This window comes from Fuscovulum ytuae (genome assembly GCF_029953595.1).
GTDB classification, from domain to species: Bacteria; Pseudomonadota; Alphaproteobacteria; order Rhodobacterales; family Rhodobacteraceae; genus Paragemmobacter; species Paragemmobacter ytuae.
This window is the reverse complement of sequence record NZ_CP124535.1, coordinates 252,383-278,378: the sequence shown is the minus strand read 5'-3', so window position 1 is coordinate 278,378 and position 25,996 is coordinate 252,383. Positions and strand designations below refer to the sequence as shown.

Genomic DNA, 25,996 nt, shown 5'->3' with positions numbered 1-25,996 from the left:
GACGTGCCGGGCGATCTGCCGGAGTATTATTTCCGCATCCGCGAGAACGGGGCCGTTTTGTTCAAGGTTGATACCGAGAACCGCCAGCGCCGGATCGAGCTGGATGAGATCGCGACGATCAACCTCAAGAACGGGAATATCAAGCCGCACGGCGATCATGTGCTGACGGCGCGGGAACGGGCGCTGATCAAGGATTGGGCCGCCGCGCGCAGCGCCGAACTGGCGCGGCGGGATATCGACGACATCCACCGCGCGGTCGATCACATGAACCTGACGGCGCAATGGGCGCAATCGCGCGCCAGCGATGAGGAACTGGATGAGGTAACCGATGCGCTGCTTCTGGCCATGCATGACCTGCGGTCGGTGCTGATCCGGCGCAAGGCGGATCGTCTGCTGAAGGCGGGTAAGGCGGCCGAGTGAGCGGCTGGTGTTAGGGTGGGGTTTCACCCCACGGCAACCGCACCGACACGCTGCCGCCATCCGGCCCAGAAGCGCCACATCAGGCTGGCCGCCGCGCAGGTCAACCCGACCACCAGCCCCAGCCATAGCCCCACCGCCCCCATTCCCAAGGGAAAGGCCAGCACATAGCTGCACGGGATGCCGATCCCCCAATAACTGATCGCGGCAAGCGCCATCGGCACCTTGGTGTCCTGCACCCCGCGCAACAGCCCCAGCGCGATCACCTGCATGGCATCGGCCAATTGAAACAGCGCCGCCAGTGCCAGAAGGACGGTGCCGAAGGCCACGATCTGGGCGCTTTCGGGTTTCGACATGTCCAGAAAGACCGCGACGATCGGTTCGGGCAGGGCAAGGAACAGCACCACCATCGCCACCGCGAACAGGAAGGACAGCGCAATCCCAACCAGCCCGCCCACCCGCATGGCCTGTAAGTCCCCTGCCCCATCGGCATGGGCCGTGCGGATGGTGACGGCATTGGACAGACCCAGATGCACCATGAAGGCCAGCGCCGCCACTTCCATCGCGATGCCATGCGCGGCCAGTTCCACGGTGCCAATCCAGCCCATCATGAGGGCGCTGGCCTGAAACAGACCGCTTTCCATCAACCCCGTCACGCCGATCGGCCAGCCCAGCCGGAAGACACGCCCGAAGGCCACCCAATCGGCCCGCCAGAATCTTTGCCACAGCCGAAAACGCCGCAACTCCGGCACCCAGCCCGCATATAGGCCCAAGGCCAACACGCTGGCCAATTGCACGCTCAGCGTCGCCAAGGCCGCGCCGACCACCCCCATTTCAGGCGCGCCCCAATTGCCGAAGATGAAGGCCCAGTTCATCACGATGTTCAAAAGAACCGACCCCAGCGTGACCCAAAGCACGACCTGCGTCCGCCCCAGCGCCGAAAGATAGCTTTTCAGCGCCATCACCATCAGCGCGGGGATCATCCCAAGCCCCGCCACGCGCAGATAATCCTGCCCCAGCGCCGCCACGTCCGGGTGCTGACCCAGCGCCAGAAGGATCGGCCCCGACCACCAGAACAGCGGATAGGACGCCAACCCGAACAGGATCGACAACCACAGCCCCATCCGTGCATCGCGCCGGACCTGCGTTTCATCCCCTTCGGCCAGCGCAGCGGCGACCATCGGCATCACCGCCTGCGCAAAGCCCGATCCGAGGATGAAGATCACAAAGAAACTTGATGCGCCAAGGACGGTTGCCGCCAGTTCCGTCACCCCATACCAGCCCATCATCACGGTATCGGCGACATGTAGCGCCATCTGGGCCAGATGGCTGCCGATCAGGGGCAGGCCCAGCGCAAGGATGGCCCGCGCATGTCCGGTATGGGTGAGGGGGTGCGTCATGCCACGGGATTAGCGCTGCGTCACGACAGGAACAAGACGCCATCCTCGCCGCGCTGCAGCGGGTTTTCTTTGCCAGGACGGGCATTACTGCCCATCCTACGCCCCGACCAGCATCCCCAAGGCCAGCGCGGCGATGATCGCGCCCCCCGCCATCTCGATCACCGGCAGCACGCGCCAGACCCGCGTCTCGCCCAGACCCGCAAACAGCCCTTCGCGCGACCAGACGGCCAGCCCGGCCACGGCGATGGTCACCATCGCCACGCCCAAACCCATGGCAAAGGCCCCGGCCACGCCTGCCGCGCCGATCCCCATCTGGAAAGTCAGGATCAAAAGGAACAACGCCCCGGAACAGGGTCGGATGGCCACACTGCCGATCAAGGCCAGCGTATCGCGCCACCCCCGTGCCTGATCCACCTGCGCCGCACTTGGCGCATGGGCATGGCCACAGCCGCAGGCTTCGTCATGGCCGTGAGAGTGGTGGTCGGGGTGGTGGTCGGGGTGGTCAGCCGCCCTTGTTTGCCATAGCATCCCGCGCGCCCCACGCCAGAGAAGCCACAGCCCGATCGCCCCGATCCCCGCCCAGCTTGCCGCAGCAAGCGTGCCCTCAGCCAGACCCACCATCCGCTCGCGTGTCCAGCCCAGTGCCAGCACCCCGGCATAGACCAACGCCACCGCCACACCTGCCTGCGCAAGCGATGCAGCCAGTGCAACGACCGACAGCCGCAGCATAGGAACCCGCTGCGCCACACCATATCCGCCGATCACGAATTTCCCATGCCCCGGCCCCACCGCATGCAGGACCCCATAGCCAAAGCACAGGGCCAGGAGTCCGGCCCATGCCGCGGGCTGACCCGCCTGCACGGCGCGCACCGCCCCGGCCAAGGGCGCCTGTATGGAACGCTGCGCCTCGACCGCCGACCGGGCAAGGCTGTCGAACCCACCCCAAAGCCAGAGCAGCCCCAGAAGGGCCGCCACGCCGATCCCGGCCAAGGTCAGGGCGCGGGGCATGTGACGCGCACCTCCTGTGCGAAAACGGCGCCCACTTCGGGAAAGCCCATCTCGACATCCACATCGGCAGGAAGCTCGGCCAAGGCCGCTTGCAAGGCGCGTTCGGCCTCGGTCAGGTCGGGGGCGATGATTTCCGTGGCGCAGCCTTCGGCGCGCAGGTCGCGGATGGTGTATTCGGTGTAATAGGTGGGATCGTAATTCTTCACCACCAAAAGCCCCGCCACGGGCTGTTCCAGATCGCGGATATGGCTGGAAATGATGCGCCCGCCCTCATAGCGCGCCACGCCGTCGCGCGGACCAGAGAGTGCCAGTGCCTCGGTCCCGGCAAAGGCATAGGTATCGCCCGGAAAACCGGGCTCCCAATTCATGTCAAAGCCTTGTAGCGCCGCCGTCTCGGCCGCGGTCAGGGTGCCGTCACCATCCGGGTCAAGCCCGCGTTCGGTGATCAGGACAAGCGAGAAGAAGGGATCATAGGTCCAAGTCACCCGCAGCGAAGCCACGCGGCCCTCGCTGTCGCGCAGAACCTCGATCCCCGTTTCCATGAAGATATGCGGATGTGCCGCCGCAGGCCCTGCCAGCGTCACCAGACCCGCCATCGCCCATGCCAGACGCATGCCCCCTCCAGTCACTCGCGTGGTGACAGAGTTAGGCCTGCGCCCGGCCCGCTGCAACCGGCCTTAGCGGCGAACCGCCGGGTGGGTGGCCGTGTCGAGGATATGCCCCGCGCCGTTGATCACCTGACTGGCCCGCCCCACGATCAGGGGGTCGGGGGTGCCGATCACGTCTAAATTCTTTTCGGGGTAGTCGATGGTCGTCAGGAAATGCCGCATCGCGTTCAGCCGCGCGCGCTTTTTGTCATCGGATTTCACGATCACCCAAGGGGCATCGGCGGTGTCGGTATAGAAGAACATCGCCTCTTTCGCCTCGGTATAGTCTTCCCATTTGTCGAGGCTGGCCTTGTCGATCGGCGACAGTTTCCAACGCTTCAGCGGATCGGTTTCCCGTGCAAGGAACCGCTTGCGCTGTTCTTCCCGTGTGACCGAGAACCAGTATTTGTAAAGCCTGATCCCCGACCGGACCAGCATCCGCTCCAATTCCGGGACCTGCCGCATGAATTCAAGATATTCCGAGGGCGAGCAGAAGCCCATCACCCGTTCTACCCCGGCGCGGTTGTACCAACTGCGGTCGTAGAAGACCATTTCCCCCGCCGTGGGCAGATGGGCGATATAGCGTTGAAAGAACCACTGCCCCTTTTCCACATCGCTGGGCTTGGTCAGGGCGCAGACGCGGGCATAGCGGGGGTTCAGATGTTCCATGAAGCGTTTGATCGTGCCGCCCTTGCCGGCGGCATCGCGCCCCTCCATCAGGATGACGAATTTCTGCCCCGTCTCTTGCGCCCAGATCTGCACCTTCAGAAGTTCGGCCTGAAGGGCGGCCTTTTCGGCCTCATAGGCTTTGCGGCCCAAGGGGCGGTGATAGGGGTAAAGCCCCGCCTCGAAACTGGCGCGGATGCGGTCGGTATCCAGCGTGGGATAATGCTGGGGGCCTTGGATGCGGTCCTCGGTGGAAGACCCGGCTTGTGCCGGCTGCCCGTCGTCCAGCACCGCGCCCACATTGGGGGCCATGGGCGCAGGCGCCGCGTGGGCGGAACCTGCCGTCTTGTTCACAACCGTATCGCCGTCCATCTTCACCCTCCCTTAAAAGTCATCCCGCAGCATCCATCTGGGCAACGCCGCCTGCCTTGATCCCGGTCAATAACGGCAAAACTTCCGCTTTATGTTGCATCCCTGCGCGGTCTAGCCTTGCTCCACCTGCCCTGCCCTTCAAAGGATCCATGATGATCACCCTTTACGGCGTCTATCGATCGCGCGCGACGCGCCCTCTCTGGCTGCTGCATGAAACCGGCACGCCCTTCACCCATGTCCCGGTGATACAGGCCTACCGCCTGCAAGATCCCGCCGCGCCGGGGGCGCAGATCAACACAGCCTCGCCCGAATTCCTGAAGGTGAACCCGCAGGGCCAGATCCCCGCCATGCAGGATGGCGATCTGATCCTGACCGAAAGCCTTGCCATCTCGCTTTACCTTGCGCGTCGCTATGGCGGGGCGCTGGGGCCTGCGGATGATGCGGAAACCGCTCAGATGGAGCAGTGGGCGCTGTTCGCCGCCACCGCGGTGGAAGGCCCCGCGCTTGAGATTTTGCAGGCCCCGTCAGGTGCCACGGGCGAAGGGATCGTGAAAATCGCGGCCGAAAAGCTGCGCCGTCCTTTGGGGCGGCTGAATGCCCATCTTGCGGGGCGCGACTGGCTGGTGGGCGACCGCTTCACCGTGGCCGATATCAATACCGCCGAATGCCTGCGCTATGCCCAAGGGCAGGCGGCCCTCATCGCAGAGTTCCCCGAAGTGGAACGTTGGCTTAAGGCCGCACAATCCCGCCCCGCCTTCCGCAAGATGTGGGAAGGCCGACTGGCAGAACCCGAATAACGGGCAAGACAGCGCGTGGGATGGGCAATTTTGCCCACCCTACGCCCCGGTCACGTCACATATTTCCGCCAGTTATGCGCTTCCTTGAACCCCAGAACCTCGCGGATCTTGCGGTTCGACAGAAGGCTTTCATGTGCCTCCACCGGGCGCGAGAGGGGCACATTGGGGAAGAACCGCGCCAAGAGTTCGCTATTGGGCTGAGGGGTGGAGTTGGTGTCATTCACCGCATTGAAGACCTGCCACCCCAGCCCGTCCTTCTTCAGGCACAGATCCACGATCTGTCCCAGATCGCGCGCGTCGATATAAGAGAATGTGATCCGCCGCCGGAGGCCCGGATCGTCCTGCAAAGGGGGAAAGACCGTCGCATATTCATGCGGTTCGATCACGTTCCCGATCCGTAAGGCGTAGATATCCGCCCCCGACCGGCGCTGGAAACTGCGGGCGGTGACCTCATTCACCTTCTTGGACATGCCATAGCTGTCCATCGGGTCGATGTCGTACTCCTCGTCCAAGGGCAGGACCTTGGGGTCCACCACCCCTTCGCTGAAACAGACGCCGTAGGTGGTTTCCGACGAGGCGATGATGATCTTGCGGATGCCCAGCTTCACCGCCGCCTCGATCACGTTATAGGTCCCCACCACATTGACGCGGTAGGTTTCGGTATCCGCGCACATCATCAGCCGGGGGATGGCCGCGAAATGCACCACCGCATCGAAAGGCTTTGCCGGGCCCTCATCCAACTCATCATAGCCTGCATGGCCTGACATGACGGAAAACATCTGCCCTGCATCGGTGATGTCGGCGAGGAAGTCATGCACGCCCGGATGGTTCAGGGCCACCCGATCGACATTCACCACCCTGTGTCCCGCCGCCGCCAGATAGGCCACCACATGCTTGCCCGCCTTCCCCGACCCGCCCGTGAACAGAACCCGCATGATCCGCCTCCCTTGATTGTCCCGCAACAGCATTAGCCCAGACAACGGGCAGGACAACCCCCACATCTTGCGCCCGCCCCCCCGGCGATGCTCTAATCCCGCTTCACATCGCACCCATAAAGAATCGAGCAACGCGCATGGCCAACGACCTCCTCTCCTCTGGGGACCAAAGCTACAACGCCTCCTCCATCGAGGTGCTCGAAGGGCTGGAGCCTGTCCGCAAACGCCCCGGCATGTATATCGGCGGCACGGATGAGAGGGCGCTGCATCACCTTGTGGCCGAAATCCTCGACAATTCGATGGATGAGGCGGTAGCGGGCCATGCGTCGCGCATCGAAGTGGAGTTGCATGCCGATTACGCCATCACCATCCGTGACAATGGGCGCGGCATCCCGATCGATCCGCACCCCAAATTCCCCGGCAAATCCGCGCTCGAGGTGATCCTTTGCACCCTGCACGCGGGCGGCAAGTTTGGCGGCGATGCCTATGCCACCTCGGGCGGCCTGCACGGCGTCGGCGCATCCGTCGTCAATGCCCTGTCAGATCATATGCGGGTCGAGGTCGCCCGCAACCGCGAGCTGTTCGTTCAGGAATTCTCGCGCGGCATTCCGAAAGGGCCGGTGCAGAAGATCGGCCCTGCCCCGAACCGGCGCGGCACATCGACCACCTTCCATGCGGATCATGAGATTTTCGGGTCGCAAACCTTCAAGCCTGCGCGCCTGCTCAAGATGGTGCGGTCCAAGGCCTATCTCTTTTCGGGCGTGGAAATCCGCTGGAAATCCGCCATCAACGATGGCGAAACCCCGCTGGAGGCCACGTTCCACTTCCCCGGCGGCCTTGCCGATTACCTGTCGGACACGCTTGCCAAGACATCGACCTATGCCGACCGCCCCTTTGCCGGGAAAGTCAGCTTCACCGAGAAATACAATGTCCCCGGTTCCGTCGAATGGGCGATCAACTGGACGCCCGCGCGGGACGGATTCATCCAGTCCTATTGCAACACCGTCCCCACCCCCGAAGGCGGCACGCATGAAGGCGGGTTTTGGGCCGCGATCCTGAAAGGTATCCGCGCCTATGGCGACCTTGTGAAGAACCGCAAGGCAGAACTGATCACCCGCGACGACCTTTTGGCGGGGGGCTGCGCGCTGGTGTCCTGCTTCATCCGCGAACCGCAATTCGTGGGGCAGACCAAGGACCGTCTGTCGACGGAAGAGGCCGCCAAATGGGTCGAAGGCGCGGTGCGTGACCATTTCGACAACTGGCTGGCCAATGACACGAAATCCGCGGGCGCCATCCTTGATTTCCTTGTGCTGCGGGCCGAGGAACGGCTGCGGCGCCGGATGGAAAAGGAAACCGCCCGCAAATCCGCGACCAAGAAGCTGCGCCTTCCCGGCAAGTTGACGGATTGCACCGCGAAATCGCGCGAAGGGACGGAGTTGTTCATCGTCGAGGGCGACTCTGCGGGCGGTTCGGCCAAAGGCGCGCGGGATCGGGAGACGCAGGCCCTCCTGCCGCTCAAGGGCAAGATTCTGAACGTCCTTGGCGCGGCCTCGGCCAAGCTGCACGACAACAGCGAGATCCGCGATATCTGCGAGGCGCTGGGGGTAGGCATGGGCACGAAGTTCAAGGTGGACGATCTACGCTATGACAAGATCATCATCATGACCGATGCCGATGTGGACGGGGCGCATATCGCGTCGCTCCTGATGACCTTCTTCTTCACCCAGATGCGGCCCCTGATCGACAAGGGCCACCTCTACCTCGCCTGCCCGCCTTTGTATCGGCTGACGCAAGGCGCGCGGCGCATCTATGTGGCCTCGGATGCCGAGAAAGAGGAATGGCTCGCCAAGGGCCTTGGCGGCAAGGGCAAGATCGACGTGCAGCGCTTCAAGGGTCTGGGCGAGATGGACGCCAAAGACCTGAAGGACACCACAATGGACCCCAAATCGCGCAAGTTGATCCGGGTGTCGATTGACGAGGACGCGCCGGGCGAGACGGGCGATCTGGTGGAACGGCTGATGGGCAAGAAGCCGGAACTGCGGTTCCAGTATATCCAAGAGAACGCGCGGTTTGTGGAGGAGTTGGATGTGTGAGGTGCTTGGTTGGCCAATAAGGGAACGGAAAAACTAGACAGAGAAGAGCCACTACAGGGCAAAGACCTCTTATGTTTTAAGCTGTACGTTGAAAATCTTTTTGTTGAGCCAGCCTTGTCAGACTGGGCAGCCGCACGACTGCTCCATCAAAATCAACTCATAAGAAACTTCTCATGGGCTGCCGCCCAAGCGCTTGAAAAGAGCATTAAAGCTGCACTTTTACTTAACTGGCGGAGCGCCAACTTTGGTCACAGTTTCAGCAATCACTTTGGCAAACTGCTAACGCTTCGCAACGCAGCGTGGCCTAAAACATTGCCACGAACTTTCCCTTGCTTTGACTGGTTTCTCGGAGAAGTTGAATCGTTCGAAACTTCACTAGCACGCTTCGAAAAAAACGGCTTGCCAGACAGTCGATATATGTTGGGAGACGTTCACGTCATGCCAGATGATCTTTTCCGATTAGACTTCCTTATGGGTCACATATTGCTTCATTGCTGTGACGTGGAGGCTGATTCCCCCAAAACCCCGATTGTGCCGAAGATTGAAACCCATCAGAATGCGGCTCTAACCCTGATAGATTATTTCATAAGGAAACTAGAATGGAACCCAAACAAACAAACACTTCTCAATTCGTTTACTGCACACAACTATGCCCTTGCGTCTTGGTCGAAGAGCAATGACATCAAACTAATATGCAGCACCTCCCTTGGTCGAGACGATACGAGCCTCAACCATTCATGGCGAGCGCAACGCTACTTGGAAGCGCATACAAAAAAAATCAAGTTCAAATGATAACTATAAGTCGCGCCATCGGTGTGGACTAATCCCCTTAACCCCACCTTAAATCTCCCCACCCCAAACTCCCCACCAAGGCGCATCCTGCGCCATTGACGCATGCGCCATTGGCGCATATACGGAGCATCGGGAATGCTGGTCACGGTCGTCGAACTTCCCGATTTCACGCGCCGCGCAAAGGCCGTGATGACGGAGGCAGAGCGCGTCGCGCTTATTGACTACCTCGCCGCAAACCCCGAAGCGGGCATCCCCTTGGGCGGCGGCCTCAGGAAACTCCGCTTCGCACGGGAAGGATCGGGGAAAAGCGGAGGTTTTCGCAGCATCCATTATTACCAGACGGGGGCGGGGCCACTCTACCTGCTCACCGTCTTTGCCAAGAACGAAAAGGCCAACCTCTCGTCGACGGAACTGTCAGCCCTCTATCGGCTCGGCGCGGAACTCGACGCAATACACGGAAGACGGCAATGACAAGCGAAGCCTTCAAACGCATCGAACAGGGTCTGAAAGAGGCCATCTCCTACGCCCAAGGCCATACCGAAGGCGCCATCACCCATCATATCGAGGTCCCGACCCCCGACGTGCGCGCCATCCGCGCGACGACGGGCCTCAGTCAGGCCGAATTCGCGCGCTCCATCGGGGTCAGCAAGGGCACGCTCTTGAACTGGGAACAGAACCGCCGCCGCCCAGAAGGCCCGGCCCGTGTCCTGCTGGCCTTGATCGCCAAAGATCCGACCATCGTGCAGCGAATGCTGGCCTAGGATGCCTGCCCGCAGGCACCGCCCCTAGTCCCCCAATTCCTCCGCCGCCATGGCCCGTGTGATCGGTCGCCCCTCAGCCAGCGACCGTGCATCCAGCCGCGCCACCAGATCGCGGGCGGCGTCGATAGAGCGTTCCATCCGCTGCACCAGATAGGGGATCAGCGCGGGCGGCACGGCCAGTTGACGATCCGCGAAAAGCTTGATCAGCACCGCCGAAAGAAGCGCGTCATCCGGGGCCTCGATCCGGGAAAGCGACGCAGCCTGCAATCGGCTGGCAAGGTCGGGCAGCTTCAGCTGCCAATCACGCGGCGGCGTCGCCGCCGTCACCAGAAGATGGCCCGCCTGCGTCACAAGGTTGTGCAGGTGGAACAGCGCCGCTTCACAGTCGCCCTGCCCCGCCGCCTCGTCCGCATCCTCCACCGCCACCGCGCCCTGGGCGGCCAGCGCGGGCAGGTCCGCTTCGGCCAAGCCACGGGCGGGCAGCACCGCCGCACCCGTCTCGGCCGCCCAAAGCCGCGCAAGATGGGTCTTGCCGCTGCCCTTCGGCCCCGTCAGCACCATCTTGCCCCCCGGCCAGTTGCGCCAATCGTCCAGCGCCGCCAGCGCCGCCGCATTGGCAGGGGAGACGAAGAAATCCTCGCGCCGCCATGCCGTGCGGGCAGGCAGGTCAAAGGTCAGTTGCCGGATCACTCCGCCGCCTCATCCTTTGCCTCGGGCCTCTCGCGCCCTGCAAGGCCGCGATAAAGGAGGCTGGACTGATATTGCTGGATGCCAAAGCGCGTCAGAACCCCGATCGCAGCCGCCACTGGCACCGCGACCAGCATGCCGACAAAGCCAAAGAGCGACCCAAAGGCCGACAGCGCGAACAGCAGCCAGACCGGGTGCAGCCCGACCGAATTCCCCACCAGTTTCGGCGTCAGGATATTGCCTTCGATGAACTGGCCTGCCCCAAAAATGCCCGCGATGATGGCGATAGAGACCCAGTCGCCCCAGAACTGAAACAGCGCCAGCCCGATGGCCAGCGCCCCGCCGACCAATGACCCGACATAGGGGATGAAGGTAATCGCCCCGGCGATGGCCCCCACGACAAGCCCGAATTGCAGCCCCGCAATCATCAGGGCCACGGCATAGAAACTGCCCAAGAGAAGGCAGACCGAAAGCTGCCCGCGCACGAACCCGGCCAGTACGGCGTTGATTTCGATCCCCAGCCGACGGATCACCGGCGCATGGTCGCGCGGCAGAAGGCTGTCGATGCGCGCAACCATATGGTCCCAGTCCAGCAGCAGATAAAAGGCAACCACCGGCACCACGACGATGAAGACGATGACCGAAACCAGCCCCATGGCAGAAGACAGCAGCGTTTCCGCCAATTGCCCGCCTTTGGCCTGAATGGTCTGGGCGATCTGGGCCAGCGTTTGGCGGATGGTCGATGTGCTGTCGGACAGTTCAGGGAAGCGCTCGACCAGAAAGGCCTGCAATCGCTGCGAAATTTCGGGCGCTGCGTTGATCAGGCCGGTCAATTGCTGGATCAGCGTCGGAATGATCGCCAGCACCAAGAGCACCGCCATCAGCAGTGCCACGAGAGAGATCGTCACCGTGGCCCCCACCCGCGACAGGCCCCAGCTTTCCAGCCGGTCGGCAACGGGATCAAGGAAATAGGCGATGGCCCCGCCCACAAGGAAGGGCAGCATCACATTGCCCAGTGCCCAAAGCAGGAACAGAAAGACCGCCGCGGCGATCCCCCAGTAGAAAAGCTGTTGCCTGACGGGCAGGGCCATGGTCGCCTCCGATTTGCGGATGCAAGATATCATGCCTGCAGGGCAAAGGTGCAAGTCCGGGGGTGCAAGGGCGGGCGCATGTCCCTGCGCCCGCCTTTGATCTTAACAGTAAAGCCGCCCTCGCTGCCGGATCAGTGGCAGGCAGGACGCGTCCCCGGCAACAGCACCTTGTCGATCACATGGATCACGCCATTGTCGGCCTTGATATCGGCGATGATGACATTGGCCACCTCGCCCGTGCCATCGGCGATGGTCACGCCAGATGCGGATTTGGTGATGCACAACCGCTGCGAGGTCAGCAGCGGTTTGAAATAGTTCGACCCTGCGGGAATGGCGGCGGCGGGCAGGTTACGGTCATCCACGTGATAAAGAAGGATATCCGTCAGCTGGCCCTTGTTTTCCGGCTTCAGCAGGGTTTCGACCGTGCCCTCCGGCAGGGCGGCGAAGGCATCGTTGACCGGCGCATAGACGGTGAAATGGCCGGGGCCTGCGAGCGTTTCGGCCAGACCGGCCGCCGTGACGGCGGCAACCAGCGTCGTGAAACGCTCATCCCCCGCGGCGATGTCGACGATGCTTTGGGCCGAGGCGGTGGTGGCGGAAAGCGCAAGCGCCGCGAGAGCAAATTTGATCTTCATAGATTGGTCCCCTGTGTGGTGTTTGCAGATGACACGGGGTTTCCGGCCCATGTCGCAAAGGCTTACGCAGGGGGGCGGCATCAGGATGCCTGCATTTCAACCCTTGTCGAAAGCGTGATGCGTCGTGAACGGACGTGCCCTCGGCGCCAGCGGGGTTCCCTCGGCCATCAAGCTGCGCCATGATCGCGGTGTTACCCGCCATGGCCGGAGGGCCAGATGATCCGCCTATTCGGACGCCATCCCTATGTAATGTCCATCCTTGCGCTATCGCTCTGCCTTGCGATGTTCTTTGCGGGGCGCTTCACGCTGCGGGCGATCTATTGGGAGGCGCATCGCCAGGAACCCGTCGCAGCCTGGATGACGGTGGGCTATTTGGGCCGAAGCTGGGGGCTTGACCCGCGCGAGATCGACCGGCTGGCGGATCTGCCTGTGCCGAATGGGGGCCCCCTGACGCTGGAAGAGATCGCCACCATCCGCAGCGTGCCCGTCACCCAAGTGATCACAGAGGTGGAGGCCGCCATTGCGGCCCTTCTGGCCGAACAGGCGGGCGCGACCAAGGATGGCAAGCCGTGACAGATTGGCTCTTGGGATTGGTGCCAACCTATGGCGGCTGGCTTTTGGCGCTGTCGACCTTTCTGTCCTGCCTTGCCTTGCCGATCCCCGCCTCGCTTCTGATGCTGGTGGCGGGGGGCTTTGTCGCGGCGGGCGATCTGACGCTGGTGGGCAGCGCGGGGGCTGCCTTGGCCGGGGCGGTGGCGGGCGATCAGACGGGTTATGCAGCCGGGCGTCTGGGCGGCAGTGCCTTGATTATGCGGCTGGGCAGCCGCGCCGCCCCCGTGGCAAAGGCAACCGACCTTTTGGCCCGCCGCGGCGGCGTGGCGGTGTTCCTGTCGCGCTGGCTGGTTTCGGCGCTTGGGCCTTATGTGAACCTTGCCGCAGGGGCGGCGGGGCAAAGCTGGGCGCGCTTCACCGCTTGGGGTGTGGCAGGAGAGGCAGTCTGGGTCTCGCTTTACGTGGGCGTGGGCTATGCCGTGCCGGGCAACCTTGCCGCTGCATCCGACATGGCCTTTGATCTGCTGGCCGCCCTCGCCGCGGGCGCGGTGGCGCTTGGCGCGCTGGTCTGGCTGGTGATCGTGCTGCGCGCCGAACGGGCGGCGGCGCGCTGACCGTTGCCCTGCCCTTGCCTTCCGGCTAGGAACGGGGCCAAACGTTTCACACGAGGCCAAAATGCGCTTGACCCGCTACTTCCTGCCCGTCCTGAAGGAAAACCCTGCCGAAGCGCAGATCGTGTCGCACCGCTATATGCTGCGCGCGGGGATGATCAAGCAGCAGGCGGCGGGCATCTATTCCTGGCTGCCGCTGGGCTATCGCGTGCTCAAGCGCATCGAAGAGATCGTGCATCAGGAACAGGTCCGCGCGGGCCATATCCCCCTTCTGATGCCCACGCTGCAACCCGCAGACCTGTGGCGCGAATCCGGTCGCTATGACGACTACGGCCAAGAAATGCTTCGCATCACCGACCGCCAGAAGCGCGAGATGCTGTATGGGCCGACGAATGAAGAGATGATCACAGACATCTTCCGGTCGCATGTGAACAGCTACAAGGACCTGCCGCTGACGCTTTATCACATCCAGTGGAAGTTCCGTGACGAGATGCGCCCCCGTTTCGGGGTGATGCGGGGCCGCGAGTTCCTGATGAAGGACGGCTATAACTTCGACATCGACCGCGATGCGGCGCTGCATGCCTATAACCGCCACATGGTGAGCTACCTGCGCACCTATGAACGTATGGGGCTGACGGCGATTCCGATGCGCGCGGCATCGGGCCCTATCGGTGGCGACAATACGCATGAATTTCTTGTGCTGGCGCAGACCGGGGAATCCGAAGTCTTCTATGACGACCGGGTGACGGGGCTGAAACTCGGCGCGCGGGATATCGACTATGACGACCGCGCGCAGGTGGCCAAGGTCTGCGAGGAATTCACCACGCTTTACGCCCGCACCGACGAAACCCATGACGAGGCGGTGTTCAACGCCGTGCCCGAGGCGCATCGCAAGGTGGGCCGGGGCATCGAAGTGGGCCAGATCTTCTATTTCGGCACCAAATATTCCGAGGCGATGGGGGCCACGGTGGTGACCCCCGACGGGTCGCGCGTGCCGGTGGAGATGGGATCGCATGGCATTGGCGTAAGCCGCCTTCTGGGCGCGATCATCGAGGCAAGCCATGATGACAAGGGCATCATCTGGCCCGAAGGCGTGACCCCCTTCCCGGTGGGGATCGTCAATCTGAAACAGGGCGACGGCGCTGCGGATGCCGCTTGCGAGGGGCTTTACAAGGCCTTGGCGGCCAAAGGGCTTGAGGCGCTTTATGACGACCGCGACGAACGGGCGGGGGCGAAATTCGCGACGATGGACCTGATCGGCCTGCCGTGGCGGATCACGGTCGGCCCGCGCGGGCTGGCCAATGGGGTGGTCGAACTGACCTCGCGCCGCACGGGCGAAAGCGAAGAGATGTCGCCTGAGGCCGCGGTGGACCGCCTCGTCCAGATCTACGCCGGACGCTAAGCGGAATAGGCAAGCCGATGGGGGGCCAGCCCCCCACGGCCCCTTCAGGGCCGCTCCCCCCGGAGTATTTCAGGCCAAGATGAAGGGCATGACGTGGCGTCAGGGGCGCGGCTGTCACGTTGACTTGGGCCATGGGGGCCGCATCCTGTGGGTCTTGAAACGGAGTGCCCCATGTCCCTGCCCACCGACCATCCGCGCCTGAAAAAGCGGCCCTTCACGACGGGGGAATTGCTTGCCGATGGCATCGTGCATGCCGTGGCGCTGCTCTCGGGTGTAATCGCCTTTGCCGTGCTCTTGGGCCATGTTCTGGCGCAGGGCGAGATCGGGATTTTCGCAGCCCTTGCCGTTTACGCGGCGGGCTATTTCGCCATGTTCGGCTTTTCACTGGCCTATAACATGGTGCCCAATTCGGCGCTGAAATGGGTGCTGCGGCGGTTCGACCATTCGGCCATCTATGTGATGATCGCGGGCACCTATACCGCCGTCGTGGTGCAGTTTGAGGACGGGCTTTTCGCCGCCCTCTTGGCGGGGATCGTCTGGGCTGGGGCCGTTCTGGGGGTTGTCGTGAAGGTGGCGCTTCCGGGGCGCTATGATCGGCTGTCGGTGATTGCCTATATCGCGCTGGGCGTGGTGGGTGTCGCGGCAATCGGCCCTGCGCGCGAGGCGCTGCCTTTGGCCTCGCTTTGGCTTTTGGCGCTGGGGGGCGTGACTTACGTGGCAGGCGTGGGCTTTTACCGCTGGCACGGGCTGAAATTTCACAACGCCATCTGGCATCTTTTCGTTGCCGTCGCGGCGGGCCTGCATTTCGCCGCCGTTGCGCTGGCCGTTGCGGGGTAACAGGATGCCATCGTGACGCGCCCGTGATGGGCGGCGGCTTGACCTTCGCCGGGCTTGCCGACACTGTCCGCGCGCAACGCCCCTTTGGGGTGCCATCACAGGCAGGACATGGCCAGCACCGCCCCCTTCTCGCGCTTTGAATGGATGATCGCCTGGCGCTATCTGCGCGCCCGCCGCGCCGAGGGCGGGGTGAGCGTGATGACGTGGATCAGCCTGATCGGCATCACGCTGGCCGTCTTTGCCCTGATCGCCACGCTTTCGGTGCGCGCGGGGTTCCGGGCCGAGTTCGTGGGCACGATCCTTGGGGCCAATGCCCATGTCACCGTCTATTCCGCAGGCCGCGTGTCCGAGACGGGCCAGTTGGTGCGGGGGTTTGAGGCGTACGACCCCCTCGCCGCCCGGCTGGCCGAGGTGCCGGGCGTGACCCGCGCGGCGCCGCTGATCAAGGGTCAGGTCATGGTGACGGCGGGCGAAGGCACCACGGGGGCCGAGGTATTCGGCATCCGCCCCGCCGATCTGGAGGCCATCCCCCGCATCGGCATCGGCGCGAATGCGGAAGGTGACATCGCCCGCTTTGCCGAAGGGATCGCCATCGGTTCCGGCATTGCGCGCGAATTGGGCGTGGGTCTGGGCGACCGTGTCCGCGTGATCGCGCCTTCGGGGGTGAAGACCGCCTTCGGCACCAGCCCGCGCGTGAACGCCTATGAGGTGGTCTATATCTTCACCGCCGGGCGCTATGACATTGATCGCACACGGCTTTACATGCCCTTCGACGAGGCGCAGGCCTATTTCAACAAGGAAGGCCGCGCCGATGAGATCGAGGTGATGGTGGCCGATCCCGAACGGGTGGATGACCTGTCCGGTCCGCTTTTGGCCGCTGCTGGCCCGGACGGGATGCTTTGGACATGGCGCGACAGTTCGGGGGCCTTCCTGCGGGCGCTGGATGTTGAAGACAATATCATGTTCATCATCCTGTCGATCCTTGTCCTGATCGCGTCGATGAACATCATTTCGGGCCTCATCATGCTGGTAAAGAATAAGGGCCGCGACATCGGCATCCTGCGCACCATGGGGCTGACCGAAGGGGCGGTGATGCGGGTCTTCTTCCTTTGCGGGGCCTCAACCGGGCTGGTCGGCACGGCCCTAGGGGTGGTGTTGGGGTGCCTCTTTGCCATCTATATCGACCCGATCTTTTCCTTTGTGAACTACATGGCCGGGGGCGGGGTCTGGGACCCGTCGATCCGGGGCATCTATGCCCTGCCGGCCAAGTTGCAGCTTGCCGATGTCTTGTCGGCGGTGGGGTTGTCGCTGTTTTTGTCCTTTGTCGTCACGCTGTTTCCCGCCCGCCGTGCGGCGCGGATGAACCCGGTAGAGGCGTTGCGCTATGAGTGAGGCGGCGCTGACCCTTGATGGGATCGAAAAGGGCTATAACCGGGGAAAACCCAGCGAAGTCATCGTCTTGCGGGGTGCAAGCCTGACCGTGGCCCGGGGCGAGGTGGTGGCGCTGGTGGCCCCATCGGGCGCGGGGAAGTCGACGCTTTTGCATATCGCGGGGCTTCTGGATACGGCCGACCGGGGCCGCGTCTTGCATGGCGGGCGCGAGATGGGGGGGCTTTCGGACCGCGCGCGGACCGAGGCGCGGCGCGGGGATGTGGGCTTCATCTACCAGTTCCACCACCTGCTGCCTGAGTTTTCTGCCTTGGAAAACATAGTCTTACCGCAACTGGCCAATGGCGTGGCGCAGCCTGTGGCGGAACGGCATGCGATGGATTTGCTGGCCCGTGTGGGGGTAGATGGGCGGGCGGCGCATCGGCCTGCGGCGCTGTCGGGGGGGGAACAGCAGCGGGTGGCCTTTTGCCGCGCGCTGGCCAATCGGCCAAAGCTTCTCTTGGCGGATGAACCGACCGGAAACCTTGACCCTGCCACCTCCGATCAGGTCTTTGCCACATTGATGGAATTGGTGCGCGAGACGGGGCTTTCGGCGCTGATCGCGACGCATAACCTTGACCTTGCGGCACGGATGGATCGCGTGGTGCGGCTGGATCAGGGGTTGGTCACGCAGGTCTAGGGATGGGCGGCTAACAGCCTCTCCTTGGCGCGGACATTGATCGTCGCGCGGGGTTGTGATTGACTGGACCCAATCACAAAAGACGGAGGCGACAGTGCAGCGTGTATTCCTATATCCCATTGGCATGATTGCGCTTTTCGGCCTTGCGGCCTGTGTCCTTCCGGGCGATGAAACGGCCGAACAGACAACGGGCGCGGCCGATTACGCCGCCTTTTGCGCGGGGTGTCATGGCCCCTCTGGGGTAGGCGATGGCGAGATGGCCGAGGGTCTTTTGCAAAAACCCGCCGACTTGACAGCGCTTGCCAAAGGGAATGGCGGAAGCTTTCCCACGACGCGGGTGATGGCGCAAATCTGGGGCTATACGGGCGGGCAGGATGGCGGGCGGGTGATGCCGCAATTCGCGGCGCTGCTGGATGGCGACCTTGTGCCTTATGACGGTGGCGATGGCATCATGACGCCGACGCCGATCCGCCTTGTCGATCTGGCCGAGTATTTGAAAACATTGCAGAAATAGGGCCGGGTTTCGTGCCGCCTTTTGTGCCGCAAACTGTGGCCACAGAAGGCAGCATTTTGGGGGCCAACGCGATGGATCGGCACAGACCCATCAAGGGGCGCTATTGGGTGCGACGGTAGGGATAGCGCCTGCTTCTGGCTGGCTACCCGCGATCTCAAGTATCAGCTTGCGGCGCACCGCTTCGGTAAAGCGCGCGCCGGTATCGGCGGGCACCAGAAAGGCACCGGGGCCGCCGATGATCCGGTCTTCATAAATCTGCACAAGCGGGCTGTCCCAACCATCGGCAGGGGACCGCATCAGGGGCAGCGCGTTGATCGTGATGCCTGCCGCCAGCACGTCGGCCCGCGCCTCTTCGATTGAGGGGCCGGACCAGTTGTTTGCACTATCGCCGGAAAAGTCGATCACACGGCGCAGGCCTGTGATGTCATTTTCCTCGATCAGCCGTTTGCCCGCCAGAAGCGCCGCGCCAATGGCATTGCGGCCCGAGGCAAGGCGGGGCGGTTCCAGCAGGCGGTCGGCGAAGGCCTGCGCATCCTCCGGCGTGGTGATGATCGCCCAATCGGCCACCACCACCTGATTGGCCGCCCATTCCACATAGGTTACCGCGATGGACCCGGTCAGGGTGGACGAGATGGCGTAAAGCACATCGGGATGGGTGATCGCCGCCGCATAGCCCTGCCGTTGCAGGTCAATTTCGGATTGATCGATGGACCCTGACGCATCGGCCAAAAGCACCAGTTCCAAATCCACTTCGGTGGCGTGAACGGGGGCGGCCAGAAGAAAAAGGGATAGGAGGGAAATACGCATCGTAAGAAGTGTAGGGCCAACCATGCGGCGCAGGCGATCACGAATTGGTGCGCCGCCTGCGTCCTCCCCCGCGCCTGCGTCTTGCGGGGTGCTGGACAGTTCCGCGCGCGGGTGATCATCTGTCATCATATCGTTGCTTTCGCCCCTTACCCCCGCGTGCCATGACACAGTCCGATTTCCTCAAAGCCGCCTTCCCCGCCCCTGTCACCCTTCCCGAAGAGGAACGCACAGGACCCTTGCGGTTCTTCAACCGCGAGCTGTCGTGGCTGGCCTTCAATTGGCGCGTGCTGGATGAGGCGTCGAACCCCGCCGTCCCCCTTTTGGAGCGGCTGCGGTTCCTGTCGATCTCGGCCACCAACCTTGACGAATTCTACACCGTCCGAGTGGCGGGTCTGCGGGCGCTGGTGCGCACGGGGAATGCGGTTCTGTCGGAAGATGGGCGCAGCCCGGCGGACCAGCTGGCGCTGATCCATGCCGATGCGCGCCGCCTGATGCAAACGCAGCAGAGCGTTTTCAACAAGCTGAAGAAGGAAATGGAGGCGCAGGGGATCGTGATCCTGACGCGGTCCAAGCTGACGGCGCGCGACCTGAAACATCTGGAAGAGCACTTCCTGAACAAGGTGTTCCCGGTTCTGTCGCCCTTGGCCATCGACCCGGCGCATCCCTTCCCCTTCATCCCGAACACGGGCTTTTCGCTGGCGCTGGAACTGGAACGCGAAAGCGACAAGCGCAGCCTTCAGGCCCTGCTGCCCATCCCGCAGCAGATTGCGCGCTTTGTCGCCCTGCCGGGCAAGCCGGGCGAGCATCGGTTCCTGCCTTTGGAAGAATTGCTGCTTTTGCACCTGAACATGCTGTTCCCCGGCTATACCGACCGGGGCCATTGCATCTTCCGCGTGCTGCGCGACAGCGATCTGGAGGTGGAGGATGAGGCCGAAGATCTGGTCCGCGAATTCGAGACCGCGCTGAAACGGCGGCGGCGGGGCGAGGTGATCCGTCTGAAACTGTCCGCGGGAGCGCCGCCGGAACTGCGCGCCCTGATCATGGACGAATTGGCGGTGACCGAGGATATGGTCGTGGAAATCCGTGGTCTTCTGGGGATTGCCGATCTGAAGGAGTTGGTCCTTTCGTCACGCCCCGATCTTCTGTGGCCCGCCTTCACCTCGCGCGTGCCGGAACGGGTGCAGGATCATGACGGCGATCTTTTCGCCGCGATCCGACAGAAGGATATCCTGCTGCATCACCCCTATGAGTCCTTCGACCTTGTGATCCGCTTCCTTGAACAGGCGGCGCGTGACCCGAATGTGCTCGCGATCAAGCAGACGCTGTACCGGACCTCATGGGACAGCCCGATCGTTTCGGCCCTGTGCGAGGCGGCAGAGGCGGGGAAATCTGTCACCGCGCTTGTGGAATTGAAGGCGCGCTTTGATGAGGCCGCCAATATCCGCCAATCGCGCCGCCTTGAACGGGCGGGGGCGCATGTCGTCTATGGCTTCATCCATTACAAGACCCATGCCAAGATCAGCACCGTGGTGCGGCGCGAGGGCGACAACCTTGTCACCTACACCCATTACGGGACCGGGAATTATCACCCGATCACGGCGCGCATCTATACCGACCTGTCCTTCTTCACCTGTGATGCGGCGCTGGGGCGGGATGCGACGAAGGTCTTCAACTATCTGTCGGGCTATGTGCAGCCCGAGGGGCTGGAAAACCTTGCGATTTCCCCCATCAGCCTGAAGCCGCGCCTTTTGTCGCTGATCGCGGAAGAGGCGGCGCATGCCAAGGCCGGGCGACCTGCGGAAATCTGGGCCAAGATGAACAGCCTGATCGACCCCGAGGTGATTGATGCGCTTTATGCGGCATCTCAGGCGGGGGTGAAGATCAGCCTTATCGTGCGCGGTATCTGCGGCGTCAGGCCGGGGGTGAAGGGGCTGTCGGAAAACATCCGGGTGAAATCCATCGTCGGGCGGTTCTTGGAACATTCGCGCATCGTCTGTTTCGGGTCGGGGCATGGGCTGCCCTCGCAAAAGGCGCGGGTCTTCCTGTCTTCGGCCGATTGGATGGGGCGGAACCTCAACCGCCGCGTTGAAACGCTGGTCGAGGTGAAGAACGCAACCGTGAAGGCGCAGATCGAAGGGCAGATCATGGCCGCCAATCTGGCGGATGAGGCGCAAAGCTGGGTCCTGCGCCCGGATGGCAGCTATCACCGGGAACTGGCGCCCAAGGATGGCGTGCTGTTCAATTGCCACCGTTTCTTTATGGAAAACCCGTCGCTTTCGGGGCGCGGCACAGCGGGGGCCAAGGATGTGCAGCGACTCGCACAGTTGCGAGACGATCCGGCGGCCGGGTGACGCAAGGTCAGGCAGGCCATATTCACGATCCCGAATCCTTGACCGCAGCCCCCCTTCCGCGCCACCTTGCAGCGCAGAAGACGAAGGACCCTGCCCATGATCAATACCGCCACAGCCTCCGAGATCGGCAGTGACGAGGATTGGGGGCCGTTCGGTCGCCCGCTGTTTGATGACCCCTCTGCCCGGGCGCTATCGCGCGTGGGGGTGGTGGATGTGGGGTCAAACTCGGTTCGGATGGTGGTCTTTGACGGGGCGGCGCGCAGCCCGGCCTATTTTTTCAATGAAAAGATCATGTGCGGGCTGGGCAAGGGCCTGCATGAAACGGGCCGCCTGAACCCGCAGGGACGACAGCGCGCGCTGGCCGCGCTGAAACGATTTTCCCTTTTGGCCGAAGGCATGGGGATCGCCCCCCTGACGGTCGTTGCCACCGCCGCCACGCGCGAGGCCGAGGATGGGCCGGATTTTCAGGCCGAGGTGCTGCGCGAGACGGGGCTGAAGCTTTGGGTCATCGACGGGGATGAAGAGGCGCGGCTGTCGGCGCAGGGCGTGCTTTTGGGCTGGCCCGAAGCGAAGGGCGTGGTCTGCGACATCGGCGGCAATTCGATGGAACTGGCCCGGATTGGGGATGGCAAGGTGGGAAAGCGCGTCTCGACCCCGCTTGGCCCCTTTCGACTGCAACAGGTGAAGGGCGATGCGGGCAAGCGGCGCAAGCTGATCGAAAGGGTCATCAGCACGGCGCAGGCCTCGATCAAATCCACGGGCGAACGCATCTACCTTGTCGGCGGGTCATGGCGCGTCATCGCCCGGCTGGACATGGAACGGCGCAACTATCCGCTGACCGTGCTGCATGAATACCGCATGACGCCCGAAAGCCTGACCGATACGCTGGATTGGATCGCCGGCAGCGACACAGCGATCCTGCGCGCGAAGACCGGCACCTCATCGGAACGGATGGAACTGGTCCCGCTGGCCTGCGAAGTGCTGCGCGAGTTGATCCGCATCCTGAAACCGTCCGAGATTGACGTATCCGCCTATGGCATCCGCGAGGGGCTTTTGTATGAACAGATGCCCACCCGCCTGCGCGGCCGCGACCCGCTGATCGAAGCGGCGCGGATGGCCGAACTGACTTCGGCCCGCATCCCCGGTTTCGGCAAGAAGCTGTATGATTTCCTGCTGCCTTTGTTCAAAGAGACCGACAAGGAACGGCTGCGCCTGATCAAGGCCGCCTGTCTTTTGCATGACACGACATGGCGCGCGCATCCCGATTACCGGGCCGAGGTCTGTTTCGACAATGCCACCCGCGCCAATCTGGGGGGCCTTGATCATCCGGGCCGTGTCTTCCTGGGCCTGTCGCTTTTGCACCGCTACAAGAACTCGCGGTCCGGGTCGCGGCTGGAGCCTTTGTTCCGGCTGCTGACCGATCAGCAGATCCAAGAGGCTGAGGTACTGGGCAAGGCCATGCGCTTTGGCGCCATGTTTTCCATCGCCGATCCGGCCGAGGCGGGCAGCTTGCGCTGGCAGGCCAAGAAGAAGGTGCTGGAACTGACCCTGACCGAACGTGGCCAAGCCCTGTTTGGCGAGGTGGCGCAGGCGCGTTTCGCCTCGCTCGCGCTGGCGATGAAGGCCACGACGCGGATCGTGACGGCGTAAGGGATGCTGCGGCTGGACCATCTTGCCGTATCTTGCCTTGCGCTGGAAGACGGCGCGGGGGCGGTCGAGGCGGCCTTGGGCCTGCCGCTTGCCCCCGGCGGGCAGCATGCACATATGGCCACGCATAACCGCCTTCTGTCGCTTGGCCCCGATCTTTACCTTGAGGTGATCGCCCCCGATCCGGCGCAGACAGGCCCCGCTTGGCCGCGCTGGTTCGATCTGGACCGTTTTACCGGACCGCCCCGCCTGACCAATTGGATTTGCGCCACGGATGATCTTGATGCCGCGCTGGCGCTGGCCCCTGAAGGCACGGGAACCCCCGTCGCGCTGGCGCGCGGCGATTTCCGTTGGCGCATGGCGGTGCCTGCGAACGGCATTCTGCCCTTCGACAACCGTTACCCTGCCCTGATCGAATGGGAGGGTGCGGCCCATCCCGCGCCCCGCCTGCCCGACCATGGCGCGCGCCTCATGCGGTTGGAGGTGGCGCATCCCGATGCGCCCGCCCTGCGCGCGGCCTTGGCATCCCTGAATGACCCCCGCGTGGTGGTCGTGGCAGGCCCGCCCGCCCTGCGCGCCATCATCGCCACCCCAGAAGGCGACCGCGTGCTGGCATGATCCGTGACGCCACGCCCGCCGATGCCCCGGCCATCGCCGCGATCTGGAACCCGGTGATCCGCGAAACGGCCATCACCTTCAACGCCGCCGAAAAATCCGATGCCGACATCGCCGCCATGATCCGCACGCGGCACGCCGATGGGCATGGGTTTCTGCTGGCCGAAGAGGGCGGCGAAATCCTTGGCTTTGCCACCTATGCACAGTTTCGCGGCGGCGTGGGCTATGCCCGCACCATGGAACATACGATCCTTCTTGGCCCCACCGCGCAGGGCCGGGGCCTTGGCCGCGCCCTGATGACCGCGCTGGAAGATCATGCCCGCGCGGGCGGCGCGATGTCCCTTTTCGCGGGGGTCAGCGCCGAAAACCCCGCCGGACGGGCCTTTCACGCGGCCTTAGGCTTTGCCGAGGTGGCGATCCTGCAACGGGTGGGGTTCAAATTCGGGCGGACGATGGATTTGGTGCTGATGCAGAAGTTCCTAGCCTGACTTCCCCATCAAACCGCACTATCATCCGATTATGTCGATCTGGTCCCGCATCGCCGAAGCGCTGTCCGCCCTCGCGCAAGGCGAGCCGCTTTCGGTTGTCTTCGACAAGCTTCAGGGAAATGTCGACACGCAGCCCGAACTTTCCGTGGGCTTCACCATCGCCGTCATCGCCTTGGGGGCCAAGATCGCAAAGGCCGATGGGCAGGTCACGAAGGATGAGGTGACGGCCTTCCGCCGCGTCTTCACGCTGGACGAGGCCGAAGAGGCGAATGCCGCCCGCGTCTATAATCTGGCCCGGCAGGATGTGGCGGGGTTTGACGCCTATGCCAAGAAGATCGCGCGCATGTTCGGCGCCGATCACCGCGACGTGCTGGAAGACCTGATGGAGGGGCTCTTTCTGATTGCCGTCGCGGATGGCACCTATCACCCGCGCGAGGATGAATTTCTGCGCGAGGTGGCCACGATCTTCGGCCTGTCGGACGCCTGTTTCCGGTCGCTGCGCGCCAGTTTCGTGGAAGGCGCGCCGCGCGATCCCTATGCCGTTCTGGGCATTCCCCCCGGCACTTCGCTGGACGAGGCGCGGGCGGCATGGAAACGTGCGGTGAAGGAAAACCACCCCGACCGGATGCTGGCGCGCGGCGTGCCGGAAGAGGCGATCAAGCTGGCCGAACGCCGCCTGATCGCGCTGAACGCGGCTTGGGAAGAGATTTCCGCCAAACAGGCCGCGTGACATGGCCGGGGCGGGGCGGCCTTGGCTGCGGCTGGCCACCTTTAACGTGGAATGGTTCAACGCGCTTTTTGATGACCATGGGCATCCGATGGCGGATGATGGCCCTTCGGGACGCTATGGGATCACGCGCAAGGCGCAGCTGGAGGCGCTGGCAGTGGTGTTCCGGGCGCTGGATGCCGATGGGATCATGGTGATCGAGGCACCCGATACCGGCTCCAAACGCTCCACCACCCGCGCGCTGGACCGTTTCGCCGAACAGGCGGGCATCCGGGCGCGGAAGGCGATCATCGGCTATCCGTCCGAAACGGAGCAAGAGATTGCCTTTCTCTACGACCCCGACCGCCTGACGGTGCAGCACGATCCGCAAGGCGACCCCGCGTCCCGGCAGGGCGGGCATGACGCGCCGCGGTTCGACACGGCCTTCCGCTATGATCTGGATGCCGATGGGATCAGCGAGGTGATCCGCTTTTCCAAGCCGCCCCTTGAGCTGTCGGTCACCTGCGACGGGGCGGCGCTGCGCCTGATCGGGGTGCATGCCAAATCCAAGGCCCCGCATGGTGCCCGCAACGGGGCCGAATCCATCCGCATCGCCATCGACAACCGCCGCAAGCAATTGGCGCAATGCCTCTGGCTGCGCCAGCGCGTGGCGGCGCATCTGGCAAAGGGCGATCCGCTGATCGTGCTGGGCGATCTGAACGATGGCCCCGGTCTGGACGAATATGAACGCCTCTTTGGCCGTTCGGGGGTCGAGGTGGTGATGGGCCTTGACGGCCCGCGCGACACCCGGCTGCAAGACCCCCATGCCGTGATGGCCATCACCCAGAGGGTGGGGGTGGCCCCATCGACCGCGCGCTTCTTCATTGCGCCCGAAGGCCGCTGGCTTGAGGCGCTTTTGGATTTCATCATGGTCTCGCCCGATCTTTGCGCGGGCCGCCCGCGCTGGCGCATCTGGCATCCGCAGGATGATGCGGCGATTGCCGCCGATCCGGGGTTAAGTGCGGCGCTCTTGACCGCGTCGGACCATTTCCCCGTCACGCTGGACCTTGCGGCCCGGCCATCTGACACCATCTAAA

At 63.5% G+C, this 25,996-nt stretch carries 28 protein-coding genes; 19 read left to right on the top strand and 9 right to left on the bottom strand.

The window, feature by feature from the left end:
- Nucleotides 1–3 precede the first annotated feature (3 nt).
- On the top strand, nt 4–420 hold the full coding sequence (locus QF092_RS01350; protein WP_281466880.1) for a hypothetical protein: 417 nt from the start codon (nt 4–6) through the stop codon (nt 418–420).
- A gap of 23 nt (nt 421–443) precedes the next feature.
- On the opposite strand, the gene QF092_RS01345 is transcribed toward QF092_RS01350, so the two are convergent.
- From QF092_RS01345 to ppk2, 4 genes are all read right to left on the bottom strand, one after another.
- Nucleotides 444–1,817, bottom strand: a complete 1,374-nt coding sequence (locus QF092_RS01345; RefSeq protein ID WP_281466878.1) for an MATE family efflux transporter — start codon at nt 1,815–1,817, stop codon at nt 444–446.
- Between the two features lie 96 nt (nt 1,818–1,913).
- Nucleotides 1,914–2,825 (bottom strand): nickel/cobalt transporter, encoded by a 912-nt coding sequence (locus QF092_RS01340; RefSeq protein WP_281466876.1) that lies wholly within the window; start codon nt 2,823–2,825, stop codon nt 1,914–1,916.
- Nucleotides 2,810–3,439 carry a DUF1007 family protein gene (locus tag QF092_RS01335; RefSeq protein ID WP_281466874.1) on the bottom strand — a complete coding sequence of 210 codons (630 nt, stop codon included), beginning with the start codon at nt 3,437–3,439 and terminating at the stop codon, nt 2,810–2,812. The genes QF092_RS01340 and QF092_RS01335 overlap by 16 nt, the downstream gene beginning before the upstream one ends.
- Nucleotides 3,440–3,502: 63 nt before the next feature.
- Nucleotides 3,503–4,510, bottom strand: coding sequence for a polyphosphate kinase 2 (ppk2, locus tag QF092_RS01330; RefSeq protein WP_281466872.1), 1,008 nt, complete (start codon nt 4,508–4,510; stop codon nt 3,503–3,505).
- 152 nt (nt 4,511–4,662) lie between these two features.
- Here ppk2 and QF092_RS01325 point away from each other — a divergent pair, with 152 nt between their 5' ends.
- Complete coding sequence (locus QF092_RS01325) at nt 4,663–5,307, top strand: glutathione S-transferase family protein (RefSeq protein WP_281470121.1); 645 nt, start codon at nt 4,663–4,665, stop codon at nt 5,305–5,307.
- Between the two features lie 50 nt (nt 5,308–5,357).
- On the opposite strand, the gene QF092_RS01320 is transcribed toward QF092_RS01325, so the two are convergent.
- Complete coding sequence (locus QF092_RS01320; protein ID WP_281466870.1) at nt 5,358–6,242, bottom strand: NAD-dependent epimerase/dehydratase family protein; 885 nt, start codon at nt 6,240–6,242, stop codon at nt 5,358–5,360.
- Between the two features lie 137 nt (nt 6,243–6,379).
- Between QF092_RS01320 and parE the strand changes: the two genes are divergently transcribed.
- From parE to QF092_RS01300, 4 genes are all read left to right on the top strand, one after another.
- Nucleotides 6,380–8,335: a DNA topoisomerase IV subunit B gene (parE, locus tag QF092_RS01315; RefSeq protein ID WP_281466868.1), complete on the top strand. Its 1,956-nt coding sequence runs from the start codon at nt 6,380–6,382 to the stop codon at nt 8,333–8,335.
- Nucleotides 8,336–8,344: 9 nt separating this feature from the next.
- Nucleotides 8,345–9,127 (top strand): hypothetical protein, encoded by a 783-nt coding sequence (locus QF092_RS01310; protein WP_281466866.1) that lies wholly within the window; start codon nt 8,345–8,347, stop codon nt 9,125–9,127.
- Nucleotides 9,128–9,262: 135 nt separating this feature from the next.
- Entirely contained in the window at nt 9,263–9,598 is a 336-nt protein-coding gene (locus tag QF092_RS01305; RefSeq protein WP_281466864.1) for a type II toxin-antitoxin system RelE/ParE family toxin, read from the top strand.
- Nucleotides 9,595–9,888, top strand: coding sequence for a helix-turn-helix domain-containing protein (locus QF092_RS01300; protein ID WP_281466862.1), 294 nt, complete (start codon nt 9,595–9,597; stop codon nt 9,886–9,888). The genes QF092_RS01305 and QF092_RS01300 overlap by 4 nt, the downstream gene beginning before the upstream one ends.
- A gap of 24 nt (nt 9,889–9,912) precedes the next feature.
- Here the strand turns inward: QF092_RS01300 and QF092_RS01295 are convergent, their stop codons facing one another.
- The 3 genes from QF092_RS01295 to QF092_RS01285 all read right to left on the bottom strand — a co-directional run bounded on the left by QF092_RS01295 (nt 9,913) and on the right by QF092_RS01285 (nt 12,301).
- Complete coding sequence (locus QF092_RS01295; RefSeq protein WP_281466860.1) at nt 9,913–10,578, bottom strand: P-loop NTPase family protein; 666 nt, start codon at nt 10,576–10,578, stop codon at nt 9,913–9,915.
- Nucleotides 10,575–11,666 (bottom strand): AI-2E family transporter, encoded by a 1,092-nt coding sequence (locus QF092_RS01290; RefSeq protein WP_281466857.1) that lies wholly within the window; start codon nt 11,664–11,666, stop codon nt 10,575–10,577. The genes QF092_RS01295 and QF092_RS01290 overlap by 4 nt, the downstream gene beginning before the upstream one ends.
- A gap of 131 nt (nt 11,667–11,797) precedes the next feature.
- Nucleotides 11,798–12,301 carry a fasciclin domain-containing protein gene (locus tag QF092_RS01285; protein WP_281466855.1) on the bottom strand — a complete coding sequence of 168 codons (504 nt, stop codon included), beginning with the start codon at nt 12,299–12,301 and terminating at the stop codon, nt 11,798–11,800.
- A gap of 216 nt (nt 12,302–12,517) precedes the next feature.
- On the opposite strand from QF092_RS01285, the gene QF092_RS01280 reads away from it, so the two are divergent.
- From QF092_RS01280 to QF092_RS01250, 7 genes are all read left to right on the top strand, one after another.
- A complete protein-coding gene (locus QF092_RS01280) occupies nt 12,518–12,874 on the top strand; it encodes a hypothetical protein (protein WP_281466853.1) in 357 nt (118 codons plus the stop codon).
- The gene (locus tag QF092_RS01275) at nt 12,871–13,467 is read left to right on the top strand and encodes a DedA family protein (protein ID WP_281466851.1); all 597 of its coding nucleotides are present in this window, start codon (nt 12,871–12,873) and stop codon (nt 13,465–13,467) included. Before QF092_RS01280 ends, QF092_RS01275 begins: the two co-directional genes overlap by 4 nt.
- A 61-nt stretch (nt 13,468–13,528) precedes the next feature.
- The gene (gene proS, locus QF092_RS01270; RefSeq protein ID WP_281466849.1) at nt 13,529–14,866 is read left to right on the top strand and encodes a proline--tRNA ligase; all 1,338 of its coding nucleotides are present in this window, start codon (nt 13,529–13,531) and stop codon (nt 14,864–14,866) included.
- 171 nt (nt 14,867–15,037) lie between these two features.
- Nucleotides 15,038–15,703, top strand: coding sequence for a PAQR family membrane homeostasis protein TrhA (gene trhA / locus QF092_RS01265; RefSeq protein ID WP_281466847.1), 666 nt, complete (start codon nt 15,038–15,040; stop codon nt 15,701–15,703).
- 108 nt (nt 15,704–15,811) lie between these two features.
- The gene (locus tag QF092_RS01260) at nt 15,812–17,095 is read left to right on the top strand and encodes a lipoprotein-releasing ABC transporter permease subunit (RefSeq protein WP_281466845.1); all 1,284 of its coding nucleotides are present in this window, start codon (nt 15,812–15,814) and stop codon (nt 17,093–17,095) included.
- Nucleotides 17,088–17,771, top strand: a complete 684-nt coding sequence (locus QF092_RS01255; RefSeq protein ID WP_281466843.1) for an ABC transporter ATP-binding protein — start codon at nt 17,088–17,090, stop codon at nt 17,769–17,771. The genes QF092_RS01260 and QF092_RS01255 overlap by 8 nt, the downstream gene beginning before the upstream one ends.
- A 94-nt stretch (nt 17,772–17,865) precedes the next feature.
- Entirely contained in the window at nt 17,866–18,285 is a 420-nt protein-coding gene (locus tag QF092_RS01250) for a cytochrome C (protein WP_281466841.1), read from the top strand.
- Nucleotides 18,286–18,375: 90 nt separating this feature from the next.
- Here QF092_RS01250 and QF092_RS01245 read toward each other — a convergent pair whose 3' ends face one another.
- Nucleotides 18,376–19,092 carry a DUF1194 domain-containing protein gene (locus QF092_RS01245; RefSeq protein ID WP_281466839.1) on the bottom strand — a complete coding sequence of 239 codons (717 nt, stop codon included), beginning with the start codon at nt 19,090–19,092 and terminating at the stop codon, nt 18,376–18,378.
- Nucleotides 19,093–19,253: 161 nt separating this feature from the next.
- On the opposite strand from QF092_RS01245, the gene QF092_RS01240 reads away from it, so the two are divergent.
- From QF092_RS01240 to QF092_RS01215, 6 genes are all read left to right on the top strand, one after another.
- Nucleotides 19,254–21,443 carry an RNA degradosome polyphosphate kinase gene (locus tag QF092_RS01240; RefSeq protein WP_281466837.1) on the top strand — a complete coding sequence of 730 codons (2,190 nt, stop codon included), beginning with the start codon at nt 19,254–19,256 and terminating at the stop codon, nt 21,441–21,443.
- Between the two features lie 96 nt (nt 21,444–21,539).
- Entirely contained in the window at nt 21,540–23,093 is a 1,554-nt protein-coding gene (locus QF092_RS01235; RefSeq protein WP_281466835.1) for a Ppx/GppA family phosphatase, read from the top strand.
- Between the two features lie 3 nt (nt 23,094–23,096).
- A complete protein-coding gene (locus QF092_RS01230) occupies nt 23,097–23,708 on the top strand; it encodes a VOC family protein (RefSeq protein WP_281466834.1) in 612 nt (203 codons plus the stop codon).
- Nucleotides 23,705–24,193, top strand: coding sequence for a GNAT family N-acetyltransferase (locus tag QF092_RS01225; protein WP_281466832.1), 489 nt, complete (start codon nt 23,705–23,707; stop codon nt 24,191–24,193). Before QF092_RS01230 ends, QF092_RS01225 begins: the two co-directional genes overlap by 4 nt.
- 31 nt (nt 24,194–24,224) lie before the next feature.
- Nucleotides 24,225–24,923, top strand: coding sequence for a TerB family tellurite resistance protein (locus tag QF092_RS01220; RefSeq protein ID WP_281466830.1), 699 nt, complete (start codon nt 24,225–24,227; stop codon nt 24,921–24,923).
- A gap of 1 nt (nt 24,924) precedes the next feature.
- Nucleotides 24,925–25,995, top strand: a complete 1,071-nt coding sequence (locus tag QF092_RS01215) for an endonuclease/exonuclease/phosphatase family protein (RefSeq protein WP_281466829.1) — start codon at nt 24,925–24,927, stop codon at nt 25,993–25,995.
- Nucleotide 25,996 lies beyond the last annotated feature (1 nt).

Excerpts from the sequence above, each read along its gene's own strand:
- QF092_RS01225 (WP_281466832.1), top strand. The coding sequence starts at position 23,705 with ATGATCCGTGACGCCACGCCCGCCGATGCCCCGGCCATCGCCGCGATC.
- QF092_RS01280 (WP_281466853.1), top strand. The coding sequence starts at position 12,518 with ATGATCCGCCTATTCGGACGCCATCCCTATGTAATGTCCATCCTTGCG.
- QF092_RS01285 (WP_281466855.1), bottom strand. The coding sequence starts at position 12,301 with ATGAAGATCAAATTTGCTCTCGCGGCGCTTGCGCTTTCCGCCACCACC.
- QF092_RS01230 (WP_281466834.1), top strand. The coding sequence starts at position 23,097 with ATGCTGCGGCTGGACCATCTTGCCGTATCTTGCCTTGCGCTGGAAGAC.
- QF092_RS01220 (WP_281466830.1), top strand. The coding sequence starts at position 24,225 with ATGTCGATCTGGTCCCGCATCGCCGAAGCGCTGTCCGCCCTCGCGCAA.
- QF092_RS01235 (WP_281466835.1), top strand. The coding sequence starts at position 21,540 with ATGATCAATACCGCCACAGCCTCCGAGATCGGCAGTGACGAGGATTGG.
- QF092_RS01320 (WP_281466870.1), bottom strand. The coding sequence starts at position 6,242 with ATGCGGGTTCTGTTCACGGGCGGGTCGGGGAAGGCGGGCAAGCATGTG.
- QF092_RS01325 (WP_281470121.1), top strand. The coding sequence starts at position 4,663 with ATGATCACCCTTTACGGCGTCTATCGATCGCGCGCGACGCGCCCTCTC.
- QF092_RS01290 (WP_281466857.1), bottom strand. The coding sequence starts at position 11,666 with ATGGCCCTGCCCGTCAGGCAACAGCTTTTCTACTGGGGGATCGCCGCG.
- QF092_RS01305 (WP_281466864.1), top strand. The coding sequence starts at position 9,263 with ATGCTGGTCACGGTCGTCGAACTTCCCGATTTCACGCGCCGCGCAAAG.
- QF092_RS01340 (WP_281466876.1), bottom strand. The coding sequence starts at position 2,825 with ATGCCCCGCGCCCTGACCTTGGCCGGGATCGGCGTGGCGGCCCTTCTG.
- QF092_RS01245 (WP_281466839.1), bottom strand. The coding sequence starts at position 19,092 with ATGCGTATTTCCCTCCTATCCCTTTTTCTTCTGGCCGCCCCCGTTCAC.
- QF092_RS01255 (WP_281466843.1), top strand. The coding sequence starts at position 17,088 with ATGAGTGAGGCGGCGCTGACCCTTGATGGGATCGAAAAGGGCTATAAC.
- ppk2 (WP_281466872.1), bottom strand. The coding sequence starts at position 4,510 with ATGGACGGCGATACGGTTGTGAACAAGACGGCAGGTTCCGCCCACGCG.
- QF092_RS01335 (WP_281466874.1), bottom strand. The coding sequence starts at position 3,439 with ATGCGTCTGGCATGGGCGATGGCGGGTCTGGTGACGCTGGCAGGGCCT.
- parE (WP_281466868.1), top strand. The coding sequence starts at position 6,380 with ATGGCCAACGACCTCCTCTCCTCTGGGGACCAAAGCTACAACGCCTCC.
- QF092_RS01215 (WP_281466829.1), top strand. The coding sequence starts at position 24,925 with ATGGCCGGGGCGGGGCGGCCTTGGCTGCGGCTGGCCACCTTTAACGTG.
- QF092_RS01300 (WP_281466862.1), top strand. The coding sequence starts at position 9,595 with ATGACAAGCGAAGCCTTCAAACGCATCGAACAGGGTCTGAAAGAGGCC.
- proS (WP_281466849.1), top strand. The coding sequence starts at position 13,529 with ATGCGCTTGACCCGCTACTTCCTGCCCGTCCTGAAGGAAAACCCTGCC.
- QF092_RS01240 (WP_281466837.1), top strand. The coding sequence starts at position 19,254 with ATGACACAGTCCGATTTCCTCAAAGCCGCCTTCCCCGCCCCTGTCACC.
- QF092_RS01260 (WP_281466845.1), top strand. The coding sequence starts at position 15,812 with ATGGCCAGCACCGCCCCCTTCTCGCGCTTTGAATGGATGATCGCCTGG.
- QF092_RS01345 (WP_281466878.1), bottom strand. The coding sequence starts at position 1,817 with ATGACGCACCCCCTCACCCATACCGGACATGCGCGGGCCATCCTTGCG.
- trhA (WP_281466847.1), top strand. The coding sequence starts at position 15,038 with ATGTCCCTGCCCACCGACCATCCGCGCCTGAAAAAGCGGCCCTTCACG.